Source organism: Mucilaginibacter sabulilitoris (assembly GCF_034262375.1).
In the GTDB taxonomy this organism is placed as follows: Bacteria; Bacteroidota; Bacteroidia; order Sphingobacteriales; family Sphingobacteriaceae; genus Mucilaginibacter; species Mucilaginibacter sabulilitoris.
The window spans coordinates 2835503-2859657 of the sequence record NZ_CP139558.1 but is presented as its reverse complement, the minus strand read 5'-3'; the positions used below and the strand labels follow the sequence as shown (position 1 = coordinate 2859657).

24 protein-coding genes and 1 riboswitch are annotated in these 24155 nt (G+C 43.0%); of the genes, 11 read left to right on the top strand and 13 right to left on the bottom strand.

Translation table 11 applies throughout. From position 1 onward, the window contains the following. Positions 1-38 precede the first annotated feature (38 nt). The 5 genes from SNE25_RS12310 to SNE25_RS12290 form a co-directional block, all read right to left on the bottom strand. On the bottom strand, positions 39-206 hold the full coding sequence (locus SNE25_RS12310; RefSeq protein ID WP_321565400.1) for a hypothetical protein: 168 nt from the start codon (positions 204-206) through the stop codon (positions 39-41). Beyond that, positions 207-404: a hypothetical protein gene (locus SNE25_RS12305; RefSeq protein ID WP_321565399.1), complete on the bottom strand. Its 198-nt coding sequence runs from the start codon at positions 402-404 to the stop codon at positions 207-209. Between the two features lie 92 nt (positions 405-496). Further along, a complete protein-coding gene (locus SNE25_RS12300; protein WP_321565398.1) occupies positions 497-1582 on the bottom strand; it encodes an SGNH/GDSL hydrolase family protein in 1086 nt (361 codons plus the stop codon). 36 nt (positions 1583-1618) lie between these two features. Further along, on the bottom strand, positions 1619-3982 hold the full coding sequence (locus tag SNE25_RS12295; RefSeq protein ID WP_321565397.1) for an endonuclease MutS2: 2364 nt from the start codon (positions 3980-3982) through the stop codon (positions 1619-1621). Next, positions 3963-4610, bottom strand: a complete 648-nt coding sequence (locus SNE25_RS12290) for a DUF4296 domain-containing protein (RefSeq protein WP_321565396.1) — start codon at positions 4608-4610, stop codon at positions 3963-3965. Before SNE25_RS12290 ends, SNE25_RS12295 begins: the two co-directional genes overlap by 20 nt. 105 nt (positions 4611-4715) lie before the next feature. On the opposite strand from SNE25_RS12290, the gene SNE25_RS12285 reads away from it, so the two are divergent. The 6 genes from SNE25_RS12285 to SNE25_RS12260 all read left to right on the top strand — a co-directional run bounded on the left by SNE25_RS12285 (position 4716) and on the right by SNE25_RS12260 (position 9993). Further along, a complete protein-coding gene (locus SNE25_RS12285) occupies positions 4716-5402 on the top strand; it encodes a YggS family pyridoxal phosphate-dependent enzyme (RefSeq protein ID WP_321565395.1) in 687 nt (228 codons plus the stop codon). 181 nt (positions 5403-5583) lie between these two features. Then, on the top strand, positions 5584-6003 hold the full coding sequence (locus SNE25_RS12280) for a GNAT family N-acetyltransferase (RefSeq protein WP_407667042.1): 420 nt from the start codon (positions 5584-5586) through the stop codon (positions 6001-6003). A gap of 3 nt (positions 6004-6006) precedes the next feature. Then, entirely contained in the window at positions 6007-6813 is an 807-nt protein-coding gene (locus SNE25_RS12275) for a DUF3298 and DUF4163 domain-containing protein (protein WP_321565393.1), read from the top strand. Further along, positions 6814-8070, top strand: coding sequence for an aspartate kinase (locus SNE25_RS12270; protein WP_321565392.1), 1257 nt, complete (start codon positions 6814-6816; stop codon positions 8068-8070). It abuts the gene before it with no gap. Positions 8071-8414: 344 nt separating this feature from the next. Continuing rightward, positions 8415-9275 (top strand): YitT family protein, encoded by an 861-nt coding sequence (locus SNE25_RS12265; protein ID WP_321565391.1) that lies wholly within the window; start codon positions 8415-8417, stop codon positions 9273-9275. Between the two features lie 79 nt (positions 9276-9354). Continuing rightward, entirely contained in the window at positions 9355-9993 is a 639-nt protein-coding gene (locus tag SNE25_RS12260) for a porin family protein (protein ID WP_321565390.1), read from the top strand. An 80-nt stretch (positions 9994-10073) separates the two neighbouring features. On the opposite strand, the gene SNE25_RS12255 is transcribed toward SNE25_RS12260, so the two are convergent. The 5 genes from SNE25_RS12255 to SNE25_RS12235 all read right to left on the bottom strand — a co-directional run bounded on the left by SNE25_RS12255 (position 10074) and on the right by SNE25_RS12235 (position 17180). Beyond that, positions 10074-10457 carry an acyl-CoA thioesterase gene (locus SNE25_RS12255; RefSeq protein WP_321565389.1) on the bottom strand — a complete coding sequence of 128 codons (384 nt, stop codon included), beginning with the start codon at positions 10455-10457 and terminating at the stop codon, positions 10074-10076. 132 nt (positions 10458-10589) lie between these two features. Then, on the bottom strand, positions 10590-11594 hold the full coding sequence (locus SNE25_RS12250; protein WP_321565388.1) for a beta-ketoacyl-ACP synthase III: 1005 nt from the start codon (positions 11592-11594) through the stop codon (positions 10590-10592). A 56-nt stretch (positions 11595-11650) separates the two neighbouring features. Continuing rightward, positions 11651-13957, bottom strand: coding sequence for a 5-methyltetrahydropteroyltriglutamate--homocysteine S-methyltransferase (gene metE, locus SNE25_RS12245; protein WP_321566221.1), 2307 nt, complete (start codon positions 13955-13957; stop codon positions 11651-11653). 167 nt (positions 13958-14124) lie between these two features. Next, positions 14125-14328: riboswitch (cobalamin riboswitch) on the bottom strand. Between the two features lie 208 nt (positions 14329-14536). Beyond that, positions 14537-16018, bottom strand: a complete 1482-nt coding sequence (locus SNE25_RS12240) for a TonB-dependent receptor (protein WP_321565387.1) — start codon at positions 16016-16018, stop codon at positions 14537-14539. A gap of 544 nt (positions 16019-16562) precedes the next feature. Continuing rightward, on the bottom strand, positions 16563-17180 hold the full coding sequence (locus SNE25_RS12235; protein ID WP_321565386.1) for a MarR family winged helix-turn-helix transcriptional regulator: 618 nt from the start codon (positions 17178-17180) through the stop codon (positions 16563-16565). Between the two features lie 77 nt (positions 17181-17257). Here SNE25_RS12235 and SNE25_RS12230 point away from each other — a divergent pair, with 77 nt between their 5' ends. From SNE25_RS12230 to SNE25_RS12210, 5 genes are all read left to right on the top strand, one after another. Next, positions 17258-17599, top strand: coding sequence for a YciI family protein (locus SNE25_RS12230; protein WP_321565385.1), 342 nt, complete (start codon positions 17258-17260; stop codon positions 17597-17599). Positions 17600-17684: 85 nt separating this feature from the next. Beyond that, a complete protein-coding gene (locus tag SNE25_RS12225; RefSeq protein ID WP_321565384.1) occupies positions 17685-18572 on the top strand; it encodes a helix-turn-helix domain-containing protein in 888 nt (295 codons plus the stop codon). Between the two features lie 88 nt (positions 18573-18660). Beyond that, positions 18661-19701 carry an NAD(P)-dependent alcohol dehydrogenase gene (locus SNE25_RS12220; protein ID WP_321565383.1) on the top strand — a complete coding sequence of 347 codons (1041 nt, stop codon included), beginning with the start codon at positions 18661-18663 and terminating at the stop codon, positions 19699-19701. Between the two features lie 112 nt (positions 19702-19813). Next, positions 19814-20665: a helix-turn-helix domain-containing protein gene (locus SNE25_RS12215; protein ID WP_321565382.1), complete on the top strand. Its 852-nt coding sequence runs from the start codon at positions 19814-19816 to the stop codon at positions 20663-20665. 26 nt (positions 20666-20691) lie between these two features. Further along, positions 20692-21675: a M15 family metallopeptidase gene (locus SNE25_RS12210; protein WP_321565381.1), complete on the top strand. Its 984-nt coding sequence runs from the start codon at positions 20692-20694 to the stop codon at positions 21673-21675. 61 nt (positions 21676-21736) lie between these two features. Here the strand turns inward: SNE25_RS12210 and SNE25_RS12205 are convergent, their stop codons facing one another. From SNE25_RS12205 to SNE25_RS12195, 3 genes are read right to left on the bottom strand one after another with little or no spacing between them, the layout of a single operon-like run. Then, on the bottom strand, positions 21737-22306 hold the full coding sequence (locus SNE25_RS12205) for an isochorismatase family protein (protein ID WP_321565380.1): 570 nt from the start codon (positions 22304-22306) through the stop codon (positions 21737-21739). 15 nt (positions 22307-22321) lie between these two features. Continuing rightward, positions 22322-23581 (bottom strand): MFS transporter, encoded by a 1260-nt coding sequence (locus SNE25_RS12200; RefSeq protein WP_321565379.1) that lies wholly within the window; start codon positions 23579-23581, stop codon positions 22322-22324. Positions 23582-23609: 28 nt separating this feature from the next. After that, the gene (locus SNE25_RS12195; RefSeq protein ID WP_321565378.1) at positions 23610-24041 is read right to left on the bottom strand and encodes a MarR family winged helix-turn-helix transcriptional regulator; all 432 of its coding nucleotides are present in this window, start codon (positions 24039-24041) and stop codon (positions 23610-23612) included. Positions 24042-24155: the final 114 nt, after the last annotated feature.

The following is a 24155-nucleotide window of genomic DNA, read 5'->3' as shown; positions in this document are numbered from 1 at the left end:
GCGGGCTTTGAATAGCCGTACATCTGTTATTATAGACATTACTTTAACCAATACCCTATAATAATACCGATGATGCCAAAGGCCCATTTGGTTTTATCAGAATTAGCTGGTTCTGTAGCTATTAAATAAAGAGAGAATATACCAAGTACAATGGTGACCCCTATTTGTACCTTTATTTTAGTTTTAGCGTTTGGAGTTGGAGTCATTTATTTTTTAAACGCGTTGATAACCCGTTTCAGGTTTTCCCCAAAATAACTTTCATGAGTTACCTCATCTTCTTCGGTATTTGCCGGCCGGGCTGTCTTAGCGCTTTTTTTATCAACCACACGTCCGCCTATCTTAGTTGCATAAGCAGACAGGTCTTTAGCCTTATTGTCTGGTATATCAATGGTTATAGTTGTCATGACGCTGATTATTATAAATCTTATTCAAATATACATATTGTTGCAGGCAATACAAAAACAACAAACAATGAGCAGAAAGTTTTTACATTCTGCTACCATTTCACCGTTTTATCAATAAAACCGATCAGGTCATCGGCCATGGCCTGTTGCTCTTTAACGCTGGGATGACCGCTGGTATTTTTATACGGGAAAAAATGGGTATAAATGCTCTTATCATTTAATCCGGCAACTGCCTTTTCAATATAACCCGGCCATGGCGAACCTTGTTTGGTAGCATCCATGCTGCCTAATGCGCAAATGATCTGTGCTTTAGGATATTTTTTGCGGATGCTCTTTACAAAATCACGATAAGCCCTAATGATCTGATCAGGCTCAGGTGCTTTGGTGCCAAAGCGTTCCTTAAACTGCGGGTTATCAGGCTTGGTCACGATCCATGAATCATTCTGAAAGAGGTTGATGATCACCAGATCGGGTGTATACCTCGAGAAGTTCCATAAGCTGGTCGGGTCTGTAGGGTCGAGCCGGTTATACATTTCGGGCATGATCAGCGGGAACCAGCTCACTAAAATACCAATGCCGCTTTTGGAGGTACATACATAGTCGGCATCAAAGTGGCGGGCGGTAATCGCGCCGTAGGCTAAATAACCATTTTCATACGGAGCTGTGCCACGATCTTTACCTGTTGTATCTTCTGCCGCGTATCCACAGGTAATGGAGTTGCCAAAAAACTCAATCCGGTGTTTTTTAGTTGCCGGCGGAGGTAAAATAGAAGCATCCTTGGCTAATATAAACTGGTAAAACGTAGTTTTACCCATTTCCCATTCGGTACGTTTAAACAGCTCCACACTATGTGTACCATCCGGCAATCCTTCGGCAAGGGTATAAACCCGCCTGGTATTGTCCAGGTGAATAGTATTGATCACCTTATCATCAACAATAACGGTAAAATAGTTATCGCCGCGCTCGTCCTGCAATAATACAGAAGCACCTGTTCCCTTAAAGTTAATTTTGGCCGATGAGCCCGTCCAGTAAAACTCAGCCGCTTCGTCGGTCATGTTAATACGGCCCGTGTAACGGATGTGATTGTCTTTACTTTTGAGTACTACGCTTTGGGCTAAGCAATTACTTACACCCGCGGACAAAAACAGGAACAGAACGATAAAGTAGGTTTTGCGCATTTTAATTTAAAGGTTTACAGCTTAAATTTATAAAACTTATTTCAAATATGCATAAGTGATGCCGTCGCCACCCCTGTCTGCATGTTCATCTTCCAAACGGTCAACCTGATCGTATTTTTTGAGGTACTGCCTGATCATTTTGCGTAAAATACCATCGCCCTTACCGTGAATGATCTTGAGGTTATTAAAACCCATCATCAGGGCGCGGTCAAACAGTTTTTCAATAGCGTGCAGGGCATCCTCAGTACGCATACCGCGCACATCAATCTCCGGACTAAAACTGGCCATATCATTGGTATGCGAACTAAAGTTTCTGCGGATATCCTTCGGCACCGACGATTTGGAAACCTTTATTACCCTTTTTTTTTTGGCCACGGTGCGCAGGTCGCCAATGGCAATTACTACGTTGTCCTTAATCAGCTCAATAACCTGGCCGGTGGTTTCAGAGTCAGTTAGCCTTACCCAATCGCCAGGCTTCAGTTCTTCATCAGCTGCCGGGTTTGTCTTTACCGGCTCAACCTTTACCGTGTTCTTTTTAAGCTCCGTATTCAGGTTTTCGCGCAGGGTACGGGTAATCTCTTTATCGGCATTGCTGCTTTTTATTTCAGATATAGTGTTCTCTACCAGCTTATTGGCATTCAGGATAATATTCTTGGCTTGCTCTTTAGCTTCCCTGATGAGCACTTTTTTGTTTTCATCGAGATAGCTTTTCAGCTTTTCATTTTCGATTTGCAGCTCGTTAACGCGGCGTTGCTGTTTATCCAGCTTTTGTTTGGTTTCAAATATCTCCCGTTTTTCGCGCTCCAGGTCAACCAGCAGGGTATCTACCTTTTTCTGGCCTTCGCTAATTTTATTTTTGGCGAGGTTAAGCACATTTGATGGTAAGCCTATTTTTTGCGCTATTTCAAAAGCGTAAGAGCTGCCGGGCTTACCTATTTCCAACTGATAAAGCGGCTTCATTTCCACGTTATTGAATAGCATGGAAGCGTTCTCTATCCCCTCGGTATTGCTGGCGAATATTTTAAGATTGGAGTAGTGTGTGGTAACCATTCCTCTCACCTTTTTATGGTTAAGCGATTCAAGCACTGCCTCGGCTATCGGGCCGCCAAATTGCGGATCGGTACCTGTACCAAACTCGTCTATCAGCACCAACGTTTTGCCGTTGGCATCCTCCACAAAAGTTTTCATTTTGCTCAGGTGTGCACTGTAGGTACTCAGGTCGCTTTCTATCGATTGGTCATCACCAATATCAACAAACAACTGTTTAAACACACCTACCACGCTGGCCTCATCGGCAGGTATCAGCAAACCTGCCTGCACCATCATTTGCAGCAAACCAACGGTTTTCATACACACCGATTTACCGCCGGCATTCGGTCCGGATACTACAATAATACGTGTGCCCTCGTCAATATGAACGTTAAGGGGCACCACTGTTTTTTGCTCCGTTTTAAAATTCAGGAACAATAGCGGGTGGCGGGCATTAAACAATTTTAAACGGGCCTCGTTAACCACCTGCGGCATTTCGGCCTCAATATCGATAGCAAACAGCGCCTTGGCCCGCACAAAATCGAGCTTTGTTAACAGGCCATGATATGATAGTATAAGCGGCGTATAGGGCCTTAGTTCGTCTGTAAGGGCAGTCAGTATTTTCACTATCTCCCGGCGGCGCTCAAATTCCAGATCGCGCACCCGGTTATTGAGCGTAAACACCTCCTCAGGTTCTATGTAAACCGTCTGGCCCGATGCCGATTCATCATGTATAAAACCTTTAAGCTTGCGCTTATTTTCGGCCAGCAGCGGGATACACAAGCGCCCGTCGCGCACGGTGAGGGAGCCATCGGCCGTCCAGCCATTGCCGCTTGCTGCTTTGAATATCTGGTCAATTTTTTTACGGGCCTCCTGTTCGGCTTTGGCTATGCCCATGGTTATTTCATTCAGCTCGCGCGACGCGTTGGGTCTTATTTTTCCCTTAGCATCAATAACAGCATCTATCTTTTTCAGAATGGCCTTTTCAATGGGCAGGTGTTCAAACAAAGCCTCGAGGTTAGGGTATAGCCCCTCCCGTTCGCTGAAGTAAGCGATTACGGCAAACACGGTTTGCAGCGAAGTTTGCACCTGGTAAAATTCTTCCTCGGTTAAAAATACGCCTTCAATACGGGCCTTATTAGCCAGGGATTTAATATCGAAAAAGTGATGAATGGGTAAGGCGGCATCGTTAACCAGTATATTTTTAAACTCGTTTGCCTGGTTTAAAAATTTGTATATCAGGTCATAATTACTCATCACCTGTATCTTGTCAACCATTTGCTGACCCATTTCACTCAGGCAATGCGCTTTTATTAATTCTTTTACTTCGGTAAACCCCAGCTTATCAACACTATTTTTTGGGTAAAGCATCAGGATGTTTTTGTTTTAACTTTTTAAGTGAATCGGCAATATGAACGGCTTTTCTTTTTTGCCGCATTGCTTTTTTCAACGAATCTATTTTCCGCACAGGCTTTCTCAGGCTTTCCTGTACTTTTTTCAATGAATCGGCGGTACGCTGGGCCTGTAATTTTACGCGCGCAGCCGTTTTTATCGAATCTGCCTTTAACTCAGATTTTGACATTTTTTGTCGTGCTTTCTTAACCGAATCGGCCTTTAGCGAATCAACTTTTAACTGAGCCTGCCGTATTTTTGTCTGTACCAGGTTAACAGAATCTGTAAGGGCCTTTATCCGGGCATCAACCTGGTCATAAATAACTGAAAGCTTATCAGGCTGAGTCGAATAATAATTCAGGCTTTTTTTAAATATGGCCGAATCAGTATGGAACTGTTCAAACGCGGCCAGGTAATTACCCATGCCATATTTGTACAGCGTATCCGGGTTTTGCATGCCGTTATATAAACGGCCGTCTATAAGATGGATTTCGGTAAGCAAGCCGGCCATAACATTAGGTTTAATAACCCCGTTTGGCACTCCTTCACTTTTACAGGAACATAAAAAAAGCGTTACTGAAAAAAACAAGATTAAATATTTATGCATTCTGTAATTTAGCGGCTGAATAATTAAGCAAAATTGTCTCACCCTATCCTCTCCAAAGGAGAGGATTTAGGTGAGGCTTTTTTACAACGACAAATTTACGTATAAATGAGCATTGCAGATAATATCAAAAGCTTAAAAATAGAAACGGGTCCAGGGGTAACTTTATTGGCGGTGTCAAAAACAAAACCCGCGACCGATGTGCAGGAGGCTTATAACGCCGGGCAGCGCCAGTTTGGCGAGAACCTTGTACAGGAAATGGTAGAGAAATATGAACAATTGCCTAAAGATATAGAATGGCACCTGATAGGTCACTTACAAACCAACAAAGTAAAATATATTGCCCCGTTTGTAAGCATGATACAATCTGTCGACAGCCTGAAATTGCTGCATGAGATAAATAAATATGCCCAAAAAGCCGACCGGGTTATTGATTGCCTACTGCAGATTTATATTGCCGATGAAGAAACCAAGTTTGGGCTGGGGTTTGATGAAGCTATTGAGCTGCTCCGCTCTGAGGAGTTTGCTATGTTTAAAAACGTACGCATACGCGGACTGATGGGCATTGCCACCAACACCAAAAACGAAAAACAGATAAAAGAAGAATACTACGAGCTGAAAACTTTTTTTGACGGTATAAAACAAAGTTATTTCAGAAAAATTGAAACTTTTAATACCCTGTCAATGGGTATGTCGTCAGACTATAAGCTGGCCATTGAGCAGGGCAGTAACATGATACGGGTAGGAAGCACTATTTTTGGCAGCCGGGTCATTAAGTACTGGAAAAATAATTGATTCTGATTTGGGATTTCGGATGTTCGATTTCGGATTTACACCATTAACATTCATCAAGCATTTTAATTGACTACTTTAAGAAATGGATAATACAATCAATCATACCAATCAAAAACTCCCCCTTCAGGGGGCCGGGGGGCTTCATATAAGAGTTGCCCGCCAGGACGATTGCCCGCGTTTAATGGAACTGGTGCATGAACTTGCCTTGTATGAAAAAGCGCCCGAAGAGGTTACGGTTACCTTGCAGGAGTTTGAAGATGCCGGCTTTGGTACCAAACCGGTATGGAAGGCCTTTGTGGCTGAAGCTAATGGCATAATAGTAGGTTTCGCTGTTTATTACATTCGTTACTCTACCTGGAAAGGCTGCCGTTTGTATCTCGAAGACCTGATAGTTACAGAAGAATACCGCGGTAAAGGTGTTGGCAAACTATTGTTTAATATCCTTATTACCGAAGCCAAAGAACTCGGCTACAGCGGTATGGTATGGCAGGTGCTTGACTGGAACGAGCCCGCTTTAAACTTCTATAGAAAATATGAAGCCAGCATTGAGGCCGGGTGGCTTAATGCCTCGTTATCAAAAGAACAACTATTAAATTATTAGCCTATGAAAACCATCTGCATCACCTGTTTTATTGCCATTTGCTTTGCGTTTACATCATGTCAATGGGGAGTACCCGAAAAAAAAGCCGAAACCGCTACTTTCGATACGCTCACTTATACCTATAAAACCTTGCATGAGCGTGCTGCCGATTGCGGCAATAAACCAGATAGCGCTTGTACCGTGGTGCAGATAAAATACCCTGTTTTTACCAATCAACAAACACTTAATGATTCGGTTAAGCATAAGCTTACCATCATGTTTGCTATGGATGGTAAAGCCGACAGCAGTATTGAGCTCATGAGCAAAAAATTTTTACAGGCTTATGCTGATTTCAAAAAGAACGACGCACGCTCGGACATGTTTTTTACGCTGAACAGCTATGCCAAGGTCATCTTCCAGGATTCCAGCCTTGCCGCCCTTGAAGTCGGTGGTTACTCTTACCAGGGTGGCGCCCATGGCGGATCGTTCACTGGTTTTATAAACTGGGATACCAAAGCCAATAAAGAACTCACCCTCGATGATCTTTTTATAGCCGGGTATCAGGACAAGCTGAAAGCTGTTGCCGAAAAAATATTCAGGAAGGATGAAAAACTGAGCGATACAGCCTCATTGGCAAATAACTACTTTTTTAAAGACAATAAATTCGCTCTTAACGATAATTTTTCCATTACACCCACAGGGCTAAAATTTATATATAACCAGTACGAAAATAAGCCTTACGCGGCTGGTATCACCACTTTGGTTATCCCCTATTCACCTATAAAATCATTACTGCGGCCAAATTCGGTTGTGGCCAAATACACTAAATAAATGCTTGTTTTTAAATTCGGAGGCGCATCGGTTAAAGATGTCGGTGGTATCATTAACCTGGCCAGTGTTGTTAAAAAATATACGGGCAATCAACTGCTCATTATAGTATCGGCCATGGGTAAAACCACCAACGCGCTGGAAAGCCTTACCCGCTCCTATGTTGACCAGACAGACAACATGCACCTCATTTACGATGGTATAAAACAATACCATTTTGATATACTGCACGAGTTGTTTGAACCCAAACATCCTGTTTTCGACGAAATAGCCAACACCTTTGTGGAGATTGACTGGATGATTGAAGACGAACCGCATGATGATTATGATTTTATTTATGACCAGCTGGTGTCCATCGGCGAGTTGGTGTCAACCCGCATTGTCAGCGCGTATTTAAATAAGGATGGCGTAAAAAATCAGTGGATTGATGTGCGTGGCTATATCCATACCGACAATACCTATCGTGAAGGCATTGTACAATGGGATAAAACCCGCGACAGCATCAGTAAAGGCATCCCTCCCTTGCTTGAAAAAGGTGCAGTGGTAACGCAGGGCTTTTTGGGCGGCACATCAGAAAACTTTACCACTACGTTGGGTCGTGAGGGTTCTGATTATACGGCTTCTATATTTGCGTCCTGTTTAGGAGCCGAATCGGTTACTACCTGGAAAGATGTTCCGGGTATTTTGAATGCCGATCCTAAATTTTTCAATGATACCGTAAAATTTGATGAATTGTCGTACTCTGAAGCTATCGAGATGACTTATTACGGGGCAAGTGTTATTCACCCCAAAACCATCAAGCCGCTGCAAAACGCCCATATACCATTATTGGTTAAACCCTTTGCTGATCCCGGCGCCACCGGAACTGTGATTAAGGAAGATGGTGTGAACCGTTTTGAAAAACCGGTAATTATCCTGAAACAAAACCAGGTGCTGCTATCGGTAACGCCAAAAGATTATTCATTTATCAGTGAAGATCACCTGAGCGATATTTTTGGCCTGTTTGCTCAAAACCAGGTAAAAGTTAACGTAATGCAAACATCGGCCCTGAGTTTTTCTGTTTGTTTTGATTTTTACAAAGAACGCTTTGAAAAACTGCTCAGCAGCCTAAAGCAGGACTTTAAAGTAAAATACAACAACGGCCTTACGCTCATCACGGTAAGGCATCACCCTGAAAATGCACTGAAGGAGCTAACCGTCGGAAAAACCATTTTAATGGAGCAGATAAGCAGGAATACCGCGCAGGTAGTGGTGAAGTAAGAACGATGGATTTTTTTCCCTCCTACCGGGAGGGTACTACTGCCTTTGCCTTTTCCCTGTCATTCGAGCGATAGCGAGAAATCTTGTACGACTGAATTACTCGACGTACAAGATCTCTCCTCGCGCCTCGTTCGGAATGACATGTTTTTCTAGGAGAAGGAGCGCAGATGTCAGGCGGAGCTCGTCGAAGCATGGTGAGCATGGCCTCTGCGCTCGAGTCTTCGACGGAGCTCAGACTGACGGCCTTTTCAAACTGACAGCCCTTTTTAACGTCTAACCAAACTTAAAACCCGACAAAACCACTTACTATTCCCCGTTTTAGCCCTAATCTGTTATATTTGGGGATGAACGTTATTAAAGGGATTAAAGACGCGATTACTATTGGGCTTGGCATATTATCTGCAGCATTTGGATTGAAAGGCTTTTTGTTATCGAGCCATTTTATTGATGGCGGAGCAACCGGAATATCCATGCTGATATCTGATATTACCAATGCATCTATCTCAATACTTATATTCCTGATCAACGTTCCATTTTTGTGGCTGGGTTATAAAAAACTGGGCCTGCAGTTTGCCATTAAAAGCACAATAGCAATTGGTCTTTTATCGGTAACACTGGTAATTATTAAATTTCCGGATGTTACGCACGACAAGCTGCTTACGGCTATATTTGGTGGTGTATTCATAGGCACAGGCAGCGGTTTGGCCATGCGTGGCGGAGCCGTAATTGATGGTACCGAAATTGCCGCGGTACTGGTAAGCAAAAAAACCCAGATATTAAAAGTAAGTGATTTTATTTTACTTCTTAATGTGTTGATCTTTAGCCTGGCGGCTTTCTTTTTAGGTGTGGAGCCTGCCATGTATTCTATACTTACCTATATGGCAGCCGCTAAAATGATCGATTTTATTTTGAACGGTATTGAACAGTATTCGGGCATTACGGTCATCTCAACCCACAGCGAGGCCATACGTAAGGCCATTACCGAAACCCTGGGCCGCGGCGTTACCATTTACCAAGGCAAAAGCGGCTACGGTAAAGACGGGCACATCAACGACCCGCGCGATATTGTTTTCACCGTGGCCACCCGCCTGGAAATCCCCTCCCTTAAACAAACTATACTGGGTATCGACCCAAAGGCGTTTATCGTACAACAAAGTATTGATGATACTACGGGGGGGCTGCTTAAACGCAAGGGCTTGCATTAAAGTTTAAAGCCGAGAGCCAATCAATATTTTATAACTTCGCCCTGCAATAACTATTTTGCCACCTAAACCGCACACGTATATGAATAAAACTCTTACCACAATTATTATTGTTCTTTGTACCTCTACCATGACATTCGCACAGCAAAAAAAGGGCGATGTTGAACTTAGTTTCAATACCGGATGGAATGTTGCAACCGTGAGTAATTACGTCAACTCATCAAGCGTACCTGGATTTCAATCATACCGAACCGGATGGAATGTTGGCGCGGCGGCTGATTTTTACTTTTCAAACCGCTGGAGCTTGAAAACCAAATTGCTTTTCGACCAAAAGGGCTGGGGCGATGGTTTTTTCAGCGAAAGAAACAGTGACGCTTATCCTACCAGCTTTAATTTAAACTATATTACCCTGCCTGTTATGGCAAACTGGCATTTTGGTAGAAAACGTAATTGGTATTTAAATTTTGGGCCTTATGCCGGTTATTTGGCAGGTGCCGAGGCACCTGATGTAAATGTTAAGGTGAAGGATTACTTTCACAATTTAGATCTTGGATTAGCACTTGGAATTGGCACCAAAATAAAGTTGGCCGATAATCTAAAACTATTGCTTGAGTACGATAACCAGGGAGGTATAACCGATATATTTAAAATGAATGAATACTCTGCTGTGCGTAATTCACGGGGAAGCATCAATGTTGGGCTTACTTTTATATTGAAGTAAAGGATAAAACAAGAAAAGCGAGGTTAACCTCGCTTTTCTTGTTTTATAAAGCTTTTCGCTTTAAGCCTTCGGCTTTCAGTTTATAAAACGCTTACCGGATGTTTGTGCTCGTCAATTGCTACAAAGGTAAATGTACCTGTGATAGCTTTTTCGCGCACAAAGGAGTACATTTCTTCAATGTATATTTCAACCAGTACTTTTAAACTGGTATTACCAATGTGCGATACCGAACCTATAAGTTCGATAATGGTTCCGGCAGGAATAGGGCGGTTAAAGTCGATCCTGTCTGACGATACTGTTACCATTCTTTTGCGGGTAAAACGGGTAGCAGTGATAAAGGCCACCTCGTCCATCATGGCCATGGCCGAACCGCCAAACAACGTATCGTAATGATTGGTATTATTAGGGAACACGGTTTTAAATATCCGCGTTTCGGATGCTTGTATTCTTTCTTCTGTGGTCATGAAACTAATATTGTAAAAAAGGCCTGTCATGGTGAGCCCGTCGAACCATGGTGTGCAAAGGCCTCTGCACGCGCCCTTCGACAAGCTCAGGGTGACAGGCCAGTTAAAAATTAAGGCTGTATTTATTACTGCTTATGCAGTTCTTAGCTTACCCCATTTAAGCAGGGTCGCGCCCCATGAAAAACCGGCTCCAAAGGCGGTTAGTATCATATTATCGTTGTATTTAAAGTCGTCTTTAAAGTCCCAAAGACAAAGTGGTATGGTTGCAGCAGTTGTATTTCCGTACCTATCGATATTGATCTTTACCCTCTCGGCCGGTAAACCCAAATGATCGCCTACCGCATGTATGATCCGGTAATTGGCCTGGTGCGGTATAAGCCAGTTGATATCGTTAATGGCAAGATCATTACGCTCCAATATTGCTTTACAGGTATCTGTCATACCGTTAATGGCGGCTTTAAAAACTACCCTGCCATCCTGGTGAATATAGTGCTTGTTGGCGGCAACACTTTCTGCGGTAGCAGGCACTTTAGAACCACCTGCAGGCACCAGTAAATGCTCGCGGCCTTTACCCTCGGTCCTGAAAACGCTGTCAATTAAACCGGTACCGTCAGTTGTGGGTTCAATTAATACCGCTCCTGCCCCATCACCAAAAAGGATACAGGTATTCCTGTCTTTATAATTAATAATGGCGCTGTTTTGGTCAGCACCAACAACAATAACCTTTTTATAACGGCCACTTTCAATTAAACTGGCACCCATAGTAAACGCGTACAGAAAACCACTACAGGCAGCGTTAACATCAGTTGCCCAAGCGTTGGTTAAACCACCTTTATCACAAACAATACTTGCGGTTGATAACAGCAAATGATCGGGTGTTGAGGTAGCTATAATTACGCAATCAATTTCGTCTGGAGAAACTTTAGTATTTTCAAGCAAATTTTTTATGGCCCAGTTAGCCATGTCAGAGGTAGCAAGCGATTTGTCGGTTAAAATTCTTCTTTCCTTAATTCCAGTCCTTGAAACTATCCATTCACTGTTAGTTTCAACCATTTTTCCTAAATCGCTGTTACTTAGGATATTATCCGGAACATAACCACCAACACCCGTTATAACTGCGCTACTCTTTAACTTCATAAATACTAAATTCTTCAAAAAACAGGCAATTATACGGAAATTGCCTGTTTTACCCGTCAGGAAACTGTTGTTTCTACAACTAACTGACGAAGTTGTTTTGCTGCCTGCACCATATTTATCAACGCGGTTTGGGTTTCGGGCCATTTGCGCGTCTTTAAACCACAGTCGGGGTTAACCCATAAATTGGCTGGCGGAAGTAAAACAGACGCCTTCTCGAGCAGGCTCACCATCTCCTCAACCGTAGGTACCCGTGGCGAGTGGATATCATACACTCCCGGACCAATTTCATTTGGATATTTAAAATCCGAAAACGCGGCCAGCAGCTCCATTTGTGAGCGCGAGGTTTCTATCGTGATCACATCGGCATCCATATCGGCAATGTTGCCAATAATGTCATTAAACTCGCTGTAGCACATATGGGTGTGGATCTGTGTTTCGTCCCTAACGCCGCTGGCCGAAATCCTGAAGGCCCGCACGGCCCAATGTAAATAAGCCTGCCAATCTTTTTTACGCAACGGCAAACCTTCGCGTATGGCAGGCTCGTCAATTTGTATCACTTTAATACCGGCTTTTTCCAATGCAACAACCTCATCACGGATGGCCAGGGCAATCTGGTAGGTAGTTTCGGATCTCGGTTGGTCATCCCGTACAAATGACCATTGTAATATGGTAACCGGACCGGTGAGCATACCTTTCATCAGCCTGTCGGTGTTGGCCTGTGCAAAACTGCTCCAGCGAACCGTCATATCCGCGGGGCGGCTTACATCACCATAAATTATCGGCGGCTTAACACAGCGGCTGCCGTAACTTTGTACCCAGCCATTTTTGGTAAATAAAAATCCATCCAAACGCTCACCAAAGTACTCAACCATGTCGTTACGCTCAAATTCGCCATGTACAAGCACATCGAGGCCTATCTCCTCCTGCCAGCGTATGGCATCAATGGTGGCCTTTTCTATCTCAGCATCGTACTGATCTGCACTAAGCTCACCTTTTTTAAGCCGTGCCCTGAGCGAGCGGATATCGTTTGTTTGAGGGAACGAGCCTATGGTAGTTGTAGGGTACAGGGGCAGTTTAAAGCGTTGCTGCTGTATTTTTTGACGCGCGCCAAACGTACTGATACGCTGAGCATCAGCATCGGTAATAGCAGCCGTACGTTGCTTTATGTCCTGTTTATGGATAAGTTTTGACAGGTTACGGCTCGATATAGCCTGCAAATTATTTTGCAGCAATTGGTTATTACCCTCAATAATTTGCGCAAGCTCATTAACCTCGTTCAATTTTTGTTTGGCAAAAGCCATCCAGTTTTTTATTTCGGGATTGATGGAGGTTTCCAGGTCAAGATCAAACGGTGTATGCAGCAAAGAGCAACTGGGCGCTATCATCACCCTGCCGGCACCAAGCAAAGCTATAGCTTTTTTTAGGTGAGATAATGACCTGATGTAATCATTTTTCCAGATATTGCGGCCATCAACAACGCCTAACGACAGGCTGAGTTTTTCGGGCAGCAAGGTCAACACCTCATCTAATTGTTTCGGTGCCCGTACCAGGTCAATATGCAGCGCGCTTACCGGCAGGTTTACAGCCAACGCTATATTATCCTGCAAGCTCTCGAAATAAGTGGTTAACAGCAGTTTTAAATCGGGGCAGCTCTTGCTGATTTCCTTATAAGCGTAGACAAAAGCTTCTTTTTCTTCAGAAGTAAGGTCAAGCGCCAGGAAGGGTTCATCCATTTGAACCCAAACGGCACCATATTCTTTAAGCCGTTTTAATACTTCAATATAAACCGGCACCACTTTTTTAATCAGGTTTATCCGGTTAAAGCCCGCTTGCTTCTCTTTACCCAGCAGCAGGTATGATACGGGGCCTATCAATACCGGTTTAGGTGTCGTACCCGTATGCTGCTTCGCCAGCGTAAATTCATCAAAGATCTTTTCAGAAAACAGCCTAAATTGCTGGTTTTGTACAAATTCGGGCACAATGTAATGATAGTTGGTATCAAACCACTTGGTCATTTCCATCGCGGTAATGTCGAGCCCGTCTTTCTGGTAACCCCGTGCCATGGCAAAATACAGATCGATCTCGGTATTGGCTTTGTTTTGGGTTAATACAGGCGTATAACGCTCGGGGATAACACCCAGCATTAACGAGGTATCGAGCACCTGGTCATAAAAACTGAAATCGTTACAGGGAATGAGGTCGATACCAGCATCGGCCTGGGTTTTCCAGTTTCCCACGCGGAGTTTACGGGCCACGGCAAACAGTTCATCTCGGCTGCTTAGGCCTGCCCAGTACTGTTCACTGGCTTTTTTGAGTTCACGGAGGGCACCTACACGAGGATACCCGAGGTTGTTTTTGAGCATACGCATAAAACTTTTTTGGTTAAACATTAAATTGAATTAATGCTCCTTACGGTTTTCGGTATGCTTTCGGGAAATGGTAATAAAAGGTAAAAGCAATAACATACAGGCTGATAAAAGCCGGCAGGTTATCCTTTTTCTTTGACTACTGCTTCAAAACGCGAAAGCATTGTCTTTTATACATTGGGGCAAGTATCCTGGCTTGTAACATTGTTGTCGTCCTTCTCATCCTGTTTTGGTTAGGATAATGGACCTTATTAATGACAACAACTTTTTGTGTTACTTACAGTTGCGCGACAGCCCGTGATTTGCACACGGTTCCTTTTTAATTCCTGCTAAAAACCTGGCAGGAAACCTCATTGCTGAAAAAAAGTAAAGAACTTTATTGAAAGCAAATATATGGAATGGGAATGATATGCAGATTGCGGATGTGCAGATTTTTGCAAGGCGCATAGTGGACTCACCCCGCCTGCGCTACGCTGGCACCCCTCTCCCCGCTTTGCGCAGAGAGGGGGTTTGGATAAGCATCATCCCCATCCCTCTTCCGCCGAAAATGAAGTAATGAGTGGGGAATCGATTCATTTATAATATCTCCAGATCCTCGCCGGTTATGTTCATGGTCTCTTTGTCGGTATTATCGCGATGGTAATACCCAAACAGTTGTCTCTCCTTTATAATGGTGGCAACCTCTGGTGGTACATATTCCTCCCATCCATTGGCGCCCTGCTTAATAAGCTGCAGCACATTATCGGTATCAACATTAAGGTTGTTTTCGTTATAATGTCTTATATCCTCTATTTTGTTATTAGCTATCAGGTAACGGTACAAATCTATAAGATGTGGCGGCGGATAAAACCGCAGGCTGTTGCAAATTATCCCATCGCGTTGCGTTGGATAAATAAATAATTTTACATTACGGCTAAACAAGGTGGCAAAAGACTCCAGGATACCACCTGCCAGATCTTTATAATGTTCTTCAGAAAAAATATATTCCAGGTTAGGATAACCCAATACTACACCTAATTTTAGTTTGGTGATTTTTGACAGGTAGGCTACCAGCTTATAATATTCATGAAAATTGGATATCAGTACTGTTTGCCCCAGCGAACTCAGAATATCAACCCGGTCAAGAAAATCCTTTTCATCAATTTCGGCATTTTCACCCCCGTTTCTTTCTTTCAGGGCCTGCAGGGTGAGCTCTGTAATTACTGTAACGTTTTCTTTATCAACATCGGGCTCCTGCATAAATTGTTTTACGCCGGTATTGAGCATATCTAAATGCACATTAATGAGCGGACGGAAACGCCCGCGTATCACCACGATATGTTTTTTGTACAACACCTCTGAAGGCTGCAGATTTTGCCCCTGCGGGCTAAAAACCGCGGCATCTGAAAAGCCATACTTTACCAGGTACAAACTCATCAGCCTGTTATCTACCTTGCTAAACTGAGGGCCTTCAAAACGGATCATATCAATCTGGATGCTGTCTTTTGACAGGTTGTCCATCAGTGAAAGTAAAAATACCGTTGGTACCTCATGATAATAAAAGCAGGCATACATCAGATTAACACCCAGTATCCCTACAGCCTGCTGCTGCAGATTGTTATCGTTGTCTAATAATTTTACGTGCAGCACTACATCATGGAATACACCATTAGGTTCCAGCTGAAAGCGTACCCCCATCCAGCCGTGACCTTCGTTTGTTTTGTGATAATTAAGCGCCGAGAACGTTCCCGAAAATGCAAAAAAGGTTGAAGTGTCGCCGCGTTGTTCCGCCAGGCGCTCTATTATTAATCCGTACTCGTGGTCGAGCATTGAGATTAACCGCTGCTCGCTTACATAACGCTTTACCTGTTGTACACCATAAATAGCATCAGAAAAGGTCATGTCATAGGCCGACATGGTTTTGGCAATAGTGCCCGATGAAGCTCCTGCTTTAAAAAAATTGGCCGCCACATCCTGTCCCGCGCCTATTTCAGCAAATGAACCGTAAATTTTAGGATCGAGGTTAATGGCAAGAGCTTTTTGTTTTGTACCTATATATTTGTTGTGAATGATTTCCATACACCCGGGGATTTTATTAGTAGTTTGTGCAACTGTCACATGATGAAAAGACGCGCAAAAATACGATTTTTTAGCGGGACGTAGGTTTAGAAATATAAAATGGATGTTAAATTTTAAGATGGGTGACCGCCTGGATGTCCTGTGCAATTAAATTATAAATACTTAAACAACATTAAGCATCCGATTATTTTAATTCTGACACAAACTCAACTGCTTTAAAACCAAATCTGGGGGGGGGGGATAATTAACAAATCACTTGGTTTGTTCTTCCCTTAGGGAACTATGAAAACCCTAAGGGAAAGAAATGCTAACCTTTTTTAAAATACCGGTTTTTAACAAAGGATTTAATCATGATACCTGCCACGCTGCAGGCTACCAGTAGATAAACAATTAGGATGTGTTTCTGCATTTGGTTTATAATTTCCCTAAATGTAACAGGTATGATACAAGTAATGCAAGCGATTTGAAAAATAATCTTTTAACTGATTTGGATAAAAAGTCAGGACAGTGTCATTTATAAAATTTTTACCCGGTGCGATTTTAGCTATCTTGATTTCTCTGACAGTTGTTTTATAACCTGTTCTATGCTTTCAATCCCTTTACCGCTCTTAGCTGTTACCATTGGGGTTTGCTCATGAACAAGCTTGGATAATGCCAGGGAAATAACGGCTTTATCATCAGCATAAACTGATGATAGTACCAGGGTAGCAATCTGACCAAATAGTAAATTTAAGCGTATCAAAAGAGCATTGCCCTGAGTGGTAAGCTTTATTAAACGTGCCCTTTTATCAGCAGGATCTACCCTTTCGCTAATTAAACCTGCTTTGAGCATCCTGTTTAAAATATCAATACCCGTTGTAGGCTCCAATAGCAAAGTAAAACTAACAATATCGGTTTTTCTGAGTTCATGCTTCGTTCCTATAATATCCAAAAAATAATACCAGTCCAGCTCAATACCCGGCATTTGGCGCAGCACAAGTTTGTAATACGTTTTAAATATACTGTTGGCTTTACCCAACTGTGCGGCAAGCTGCAAATCGGTATGCTGGCTTTGTTTTTTAACATTTAACAGATAGCTATAACAAAAACCTTCAACACTGGCGTCGGGAAATTGCTCGGTATACGCTTGCCAGGAGGTAATTAATTCAACTAATGGTTGCATAAACAAATATACAATTATTTAATAAACCATTGTATTTATATCGATTTCGTTTTATTCTTGTAGAAAAAAAAATAAACATGAAAAATTACATTGTGTTGTTCAGGGAGCCGGACGGAAGGTTAGATGATCATACCGAGGAAGAAATAAGTGTCCATCGTAAAAACTGGACCACATGGCTAAACAAATGGGGTTCAGCAGGTAATCTGGCCGGCGGAAACTCATTAACATTGGAGGGGCGTTTAATTACTGGTGACGGTACTGTTATAACCAAAGGTATGCACCAGGTAGGAGAAGAAATTGTTGGTGGATTCCTGCTGTTAAAGGCTGATGACCTTGACCAAGCCACTCAAATTGCTGCCTCCTGCCCCATTTATGAGCTCGGTGGCTATGCAGAAGTAAGGGAATTACAAAACCAATAACATATTGCAGCGAACACTTGGCAGCAGCAACAGGGAGGCATTGTACATCTAAGCATTTTTTTCTTTGAAATGTTTAACTTTGAGCATGGAAGGGTTAAAAATAGCCGAAATCAACAATGATTATTTAGAAAATATAACTACACAGCCCGTTCAGTTCAGGGTAGCCGAAACACGTTCAAATAATTGCAGCCTCAGCGCCTATAATCGTCGCGATTTTTATAAGATCACTTTAATATTAAATGGCAATAGCCAGTTACTTTATGCAAACCGGGGAATCGAGATCAATAAGCCGGCGCTGGTATTTACCAATCCGCTGGTTCCTTATTCCTGGGATGGCGACTTTGACCAGTCGTCAGGGTATTTTTGCGTATTTACCAACGAGTTTTTGCAAGCCGGCAACCGCATGGAAAGTCTGGAAGAATCAAACCTGTTTAAAGCCGGCGGCGACCCTGTTTATTTGCTTGATGAGGCACAAACCAATTATCTCAAAAGCATTTTTATACGCATGCAGCAGGAGCTCGATAGCGAATATGTGTATAAATATGAGCTTATCCGCAATCACCTTAACCTCCTGATACATGAGGCTATTAAGATGCAGCCTGCCGTGGCTTATTTTACCCCTCAAAAAGCAGCGTCGCGTATAGCCAGGCTGTTTTTAGGCTTGCTGGAAAAACAATTTCCGGTTGATTCGCCGCAGTATACCCTTGCGCTAAAAAAGGCCAGCGATTATGCCGACAGGTTAGCCGTGCACGTAAATCATTTAAATGCCGCCGTGCGCGAGGTTACCGGCAGATCGACCACAGCACATATCAACGACAGGGTTTTGGCCGAAGCAAAATCACTATTAAGCCATACTGACTGGAGTGTGACGGAAATAGCCAGTAGCCTCGGATTTGATTATGCATCGTACTTTAACAACTTTTTTAAAAAACACACAGGCCTCACACCAATGGCTTTGCGTAAAACTCTTTGAAAAGTATAATTTTTGCTTTGAAACGTTTAGCTGTTCTTTAAGCTGTCCGTTATAAATTTGTTTAACGAAAACAAAAACCAATAAAAACATGATACAAGCCAAAGGATACGCAGCCCAAACAGCTGAAACAGACTTAGCGCCCTGGGATTTTGAACGCAGGGAAGTTGGACCGCATGATGTTCAACTGGAAATATTATACTGTGGTGTTTGTCACTCAGACTTACACCAAATAAAAAATGACTGGTTCCCTGGAATATTCCCAATGGTTCCGGGTCACGAGATAGTAGGTAAAGTAATAAAGGTAGGCGACCATGTTAAGAAATTTAAGGTTGATGAGCTTGCCGGTGTAGGTTGTATGGTAGACTCATGCCAAGTTTGCGAAAACTGCAAAGACGGACTGGAGCAATACTGCCTTGAAGGTAACGTGCAAACATATAACGGCCGTGGTAAGGACGGGGTACCAACTTATGGCGGCTACTCAAACACTATAGTAGTTCGTGAAGAGTTTGTACTGCACATTTCAGACAAATTACCATTGGCCGCTACCGCGCCATTGCTTTGCGCTGGTATTACCACTTACTCACCATTACGTCACTGGAAAGTGGGCAAAGGGCACAAACTGGCCGTTTTAGGTCTGGGTGGTCTGGGCCACATGGGCGTAAAATTTGGAGTAGCCTTTGGTGCCGAAGTAACTGTTTTAAGCACCTCAGCATCAAAAGAAGCAGCCGCAAAAGAATTAGGCGCACATCATTTTGTGGTAACATCAGATCCGGCACAGGTTGAAGCCGTTAAAGGTTCATTTGATTTTATCCTTGATACTGTTTCTGCCGAGCATGATATGAATTTGTACCTGTCGTTATTAAGAACAAATGGTATTCATATTTGCGTTGGTGTTCCGTCAGAACCATATTCTATTCACCCATTTGCATTGTTAGGTGGTCGTAAAAGCGTTGCAGGCTCAGGCATAGGAGGCATTCCTGAAACTCAGGAAATGCTTGATTTTTGCGCCGAGCACAACATTGTTTCTGATATAGAAATGATTGATATGAAAGATATTACCGCTTCGTACGCACGAATGTTGAAAGGCGACGTACGATACAGGTTTGTGATTGATATGGCTACGCTGTAACTAAAACATCCGCGACAAAAAAGCGCCTTTCTGAATCTCAGAAAGGCGCTTTTTTGCATTACTCCAAGATGTTATTACCTGATACATAATATGATATATTTTTTATATTTGTATGGCTGCCAAAGTAAAACATGGAGGAGGATACCAAATGGAATACCGTCAGATACCGCCACCCGATTATTTAAAAGACTATATCCAATACTTTTGGACACTGGAAAGCGGAGATACGCAAATCCCTTCCCGGTCATTCCGTACAATTGCCGAGGGGGCCCCGGGTTTAATATTCCAATCGCCCGAAAAGGGTGCCATGTACCAATACGGAAAAAAATTACCACATATTTTTTTATACGGCCAGGCCACACGACATGCCGAAATTCATTTTGGCGGAGCTTTTAGTACCATTGGTATCTGCTTTTACCCCAACGCCATTAAAACCATATTTGGCTACGATGCCGAAGAACTGACAGATGGCTGTACCTGCCTTGACCAGGAGGCAAAACGCGATGGCTTTTTACTATCCGAACAGATAGCCGATGCCGGTACCATACCAGAGCAGATAGAACTGTTATCATCTTACCTGTTTTTTATGCTGATGCGGAACAACCGCCACGAAGATAAAGCCATGCAATTTGCCATAACACGTATTATACAGTCAAAGGGTAGTATTGCCATGAAGGATCTTCAAACAGAGCTGCAACTCTCCGAACGGAGCTTTGAACGCAAATTCAAGCAATATGTGGGGGTTTCGCCGAAGTTGTTTTCACGCATCTCGCGTTTCCAGGCATCGTTAAACGAACTGCGGTTTGGCAGGCATGATAAACTTACCGATCTGGCCTATGAAAACGAATACGCCGACCAGTCACATTTTATACGCTCATTTAACGAATTTGCCGGATGCTCTCCTCTTCAATATCAAAAGCAATCGCTGGAAGCCGTTGAGAATTTTTATGAGAAAGCGAAGTAATTACAATGCTATAGCTGACATCACAAATGGATACCGGAAAATCTGAAAATAAAAAAGGCGCTGATCCAGATCAAACCTCGGATAGTCAGATTGATGCGATTTCAAAGAAATTAGATAAACTGCTCGAAAAAGACAATTCGGGCAAGGATGCCTGGGACAAATTTGGAATTATATCTTCCTTTATTTCAAGTGTACTCATTGCTATTGTAGGCTTAACTTACACTATGGTTTATGATCGTCGCGAAAAAGAAAGCCAGGCCCAGGCACAGAAACAGGCCACCGAACTGCAAACATTAATTAGCCTTTCTTCAAAACTATCAAGCAAAGATTCATCAGAAAAAAAGACTGCCCGCGAAATCCTGCAAGCTTATAAAAACAGCCAGTCCGGTTCAAAAAGTGAAAACAAGGGCGAAAGCATCATTAATAATTATATAGCGCTGGCTTTCAAGGCTGATGCTCCAGAAGCCCAAAGAGTTTCAGCTACCAATAAAATTGCAGCACTGGCCACAAGTCCCAATGCATCCAAAACAGATAAGGAAAAAATAATAAACACGGTTACAGCGCTCGGTAAATCAACAAAAGCTCCGAAAAAAGTGCAGGATGCTGCAAACAAAGCCTTGTTTGACATTATAACTAAAAACAATGAGGCGATGGTTGGTTTGCAGCCTGAGGTGGCGCAATTAGCTAAAAAATTAATTGCCCAGGCAAAAGATGCGGGCATCAATACGGTAATTACTTCAGGATACAGGTCGCCGGCTTTACAAGACTCGCTATATAAAGCCGGACTTACCAAGCTCAAAGGAGCTTATAGCTCGCACAGTAAAGGCCTTGCGTTTGACCTGGTACCATACCGTGATGGTAAAATTGTTTGGGATGACACCGAGGATCTTAAAAAACTAGGAGAAATGGGGGTTAAGCTGGGCCTAACTTGGGGAGGTAATTATAATTTCATGAAAGACCTGTTCCATTTTGAACTTGCGCCAAATACTAATGGTGCCTCAACAAAATAGTATATAACATTAAAACGGCGCCGTGATTTATAAGTAACACCAACGCCGTTTTATTTCAAAATTACTTCATTAACTTTTCAATAATGTCATCGGTGGTCCCAACTTCTCCCAAACGCGGGAAAATGTATTTAAAGCTATTAGTATGCGCGTCGAGAAACAAATCGGTCATGGCATCGCTGGCAAAAGCGATATTATAACCGAACTCATTGGCCGAGCGGGCAGTTCCCTCAACGCCTATGCTGGTTGCAATTCCGGCCAGTACTATGCCGGTTATGCCTTTTTCCTGCAGTTCATTATGCAATTGGGTTTGGTAAAAAGCGCCCCAGGTTTGCTTGGTTATAAAAATATCGCCGTCCTCAACTTTTATTTCCGGAGTTATTTCGAGCGCTTCTTTTGGTAAAGCTTCACCCGAAGACCTGTTATTAGAATCCTTACGCGTTTTTGACGCCGCAGAACCTATCGGATTAACATTTACAATCACTACTGGTAATTCAGCCGCGCGGAAAGCGGCCAGCAATTTAGCAGAGTTTGCTATCACCGCATCTACCGGATGCGCTAATGGCAACTGCACTACCATATTCTGCAGATCAATTAATACAAGGGCTGTTTTTTCATCTAATGTAGTTATCATAGTTTTTTATTTTTCTTAAGCAAGTGTATTTATAGGCTGTTGTTCTAAAGTTGGGGCTGTTACTTTTTTCAGTTTGCGTTTACGCAGGAACCGGAAATGCAGTAAGCCTATCAACAAAGCCACCGCACCTTCGGCCATCACCGTATCGGGAGTTCCTATCCATTGTGAAACCGACCCAACCAGCAAACCGCCAAGTGGCTGCATTCCAAAAAAAGCCATGGCATAAAAGCTGATCACTCTTCCGCGCATCTCCGGAGCAACCGTGGTTTGAATGAGTGTATTACTGATGGTAATCTGCGACATCATCCCGAAACCGGTAATGGCTGCAAATACCAGCGCCAGTGGGTAGCTGGGCATGTGCGAAAAAAGAACCAGTCCGCCGCCAAAAATCAGGGTATTAATAGCCAGTATTTTTTTCAGATTGCGCCCCGGTTTTAGCGAGGCCAGGAATATAGCTCCCGAAAATGCACCCAGACCTATCACGCTATCAATCACCCCAAAGGTTGACGCAGTCCCTTTAAAAATGTCCTTGGCATATACCGGTATCAACGTACTAAAAGGCAGTACCATTAAACTGATCATGGCCAGCATAATCAGCACAACTTTAATAGAGGGCGTTTTACTGATATAGGTAAAACCTTCTTTTAACTCGAAAAAGATGTTTTTATCGTGTTTTTTAGAGTCGGTTTTTGGAAGCCTCATCATCAGCAATGAGCCTATTACAGCTATAAAGCTTAACGCATTGGCCCCGAAACACACGGTATCACCAAATTTCTCGAGTACTAATCCTGCTATACCGGGCCCGATAAGACGCGATAGGTTAACCATTGATGAATTGAGCGCGAGGGCATTTGGCAGGTCGGCTTTACTATTCACCATCTCATATACCAACGATTGCCTGGCCGGTACATCAAAAGCGTTAATAACACCCAAAATGGCGCTCAGCGCAATGATTTCCCATACCACATAATGCCCCCAGAATACCAGCGCGGTAAGTAATACCGCTTGTATCATTGAGGCCGCCTGGGTAGCCAGCAATAACCGGAAACGATTATACCTGTCGGCAACAACGCCACCTACAAAAGAAAATAAAAACGAAGGGAACAAACTGGCGAATAAAGTAACACCCAGCATAAACTGCGAGTGTGTGAGCGAGTAAACCACCCAGCTTACAGCGGTTTTCTGCATCCAGGTTCCTATGAGCGATACGGATTGCCCGGCAAAATAAAGCCGGTAGTTGCGGCTTTTAAAAGCATTAAATGTGTTTATATTCATTACTTATCTTCCCCTCCTGTGGCGGGGTTCAATCAAAATCAACTAATTTGGTTAAAGGTCCTATAGCTTTTTTAAGCAGTACTTTTTCTTCTGCTGTGCAGGTAGCGTCCAATGCTTTATTCAGCCACTCGTCGCGCTCGTTACGCACTTGGTATAACACGGCCCGGCCGGCATCTGACAGACTGATGATGGCCTTGCGCTTATCAATTTCAGATATGCGCCGGTTTATAAACCCGAGCAATAACAGCTTATTGAGTATTTGCGACATGCTTTGCGTGGTGATCTTCTCCATAGCGGCAAGTTCATTGGGCAGCAATTCGCCATGCTGATCTAACAAAGCTACCGTCGACCGTTCTGTAAGCGATAACTGACTCGCCATTGACGACTGTTTGCGCAATTTTTTAATTAGTCTGGTTACTACGGTACGGAGCTCTGAAGCCAATAGGATATCTTTTTCCATTGTTAAATAATCAAGTAAACTTGTAAGTTTACCTTACAAATATACGGAGATCATTATTAACAGAATGTCATTTTAAGGATAACCTTATATCACCCCCTATTCTTAAAAATTACG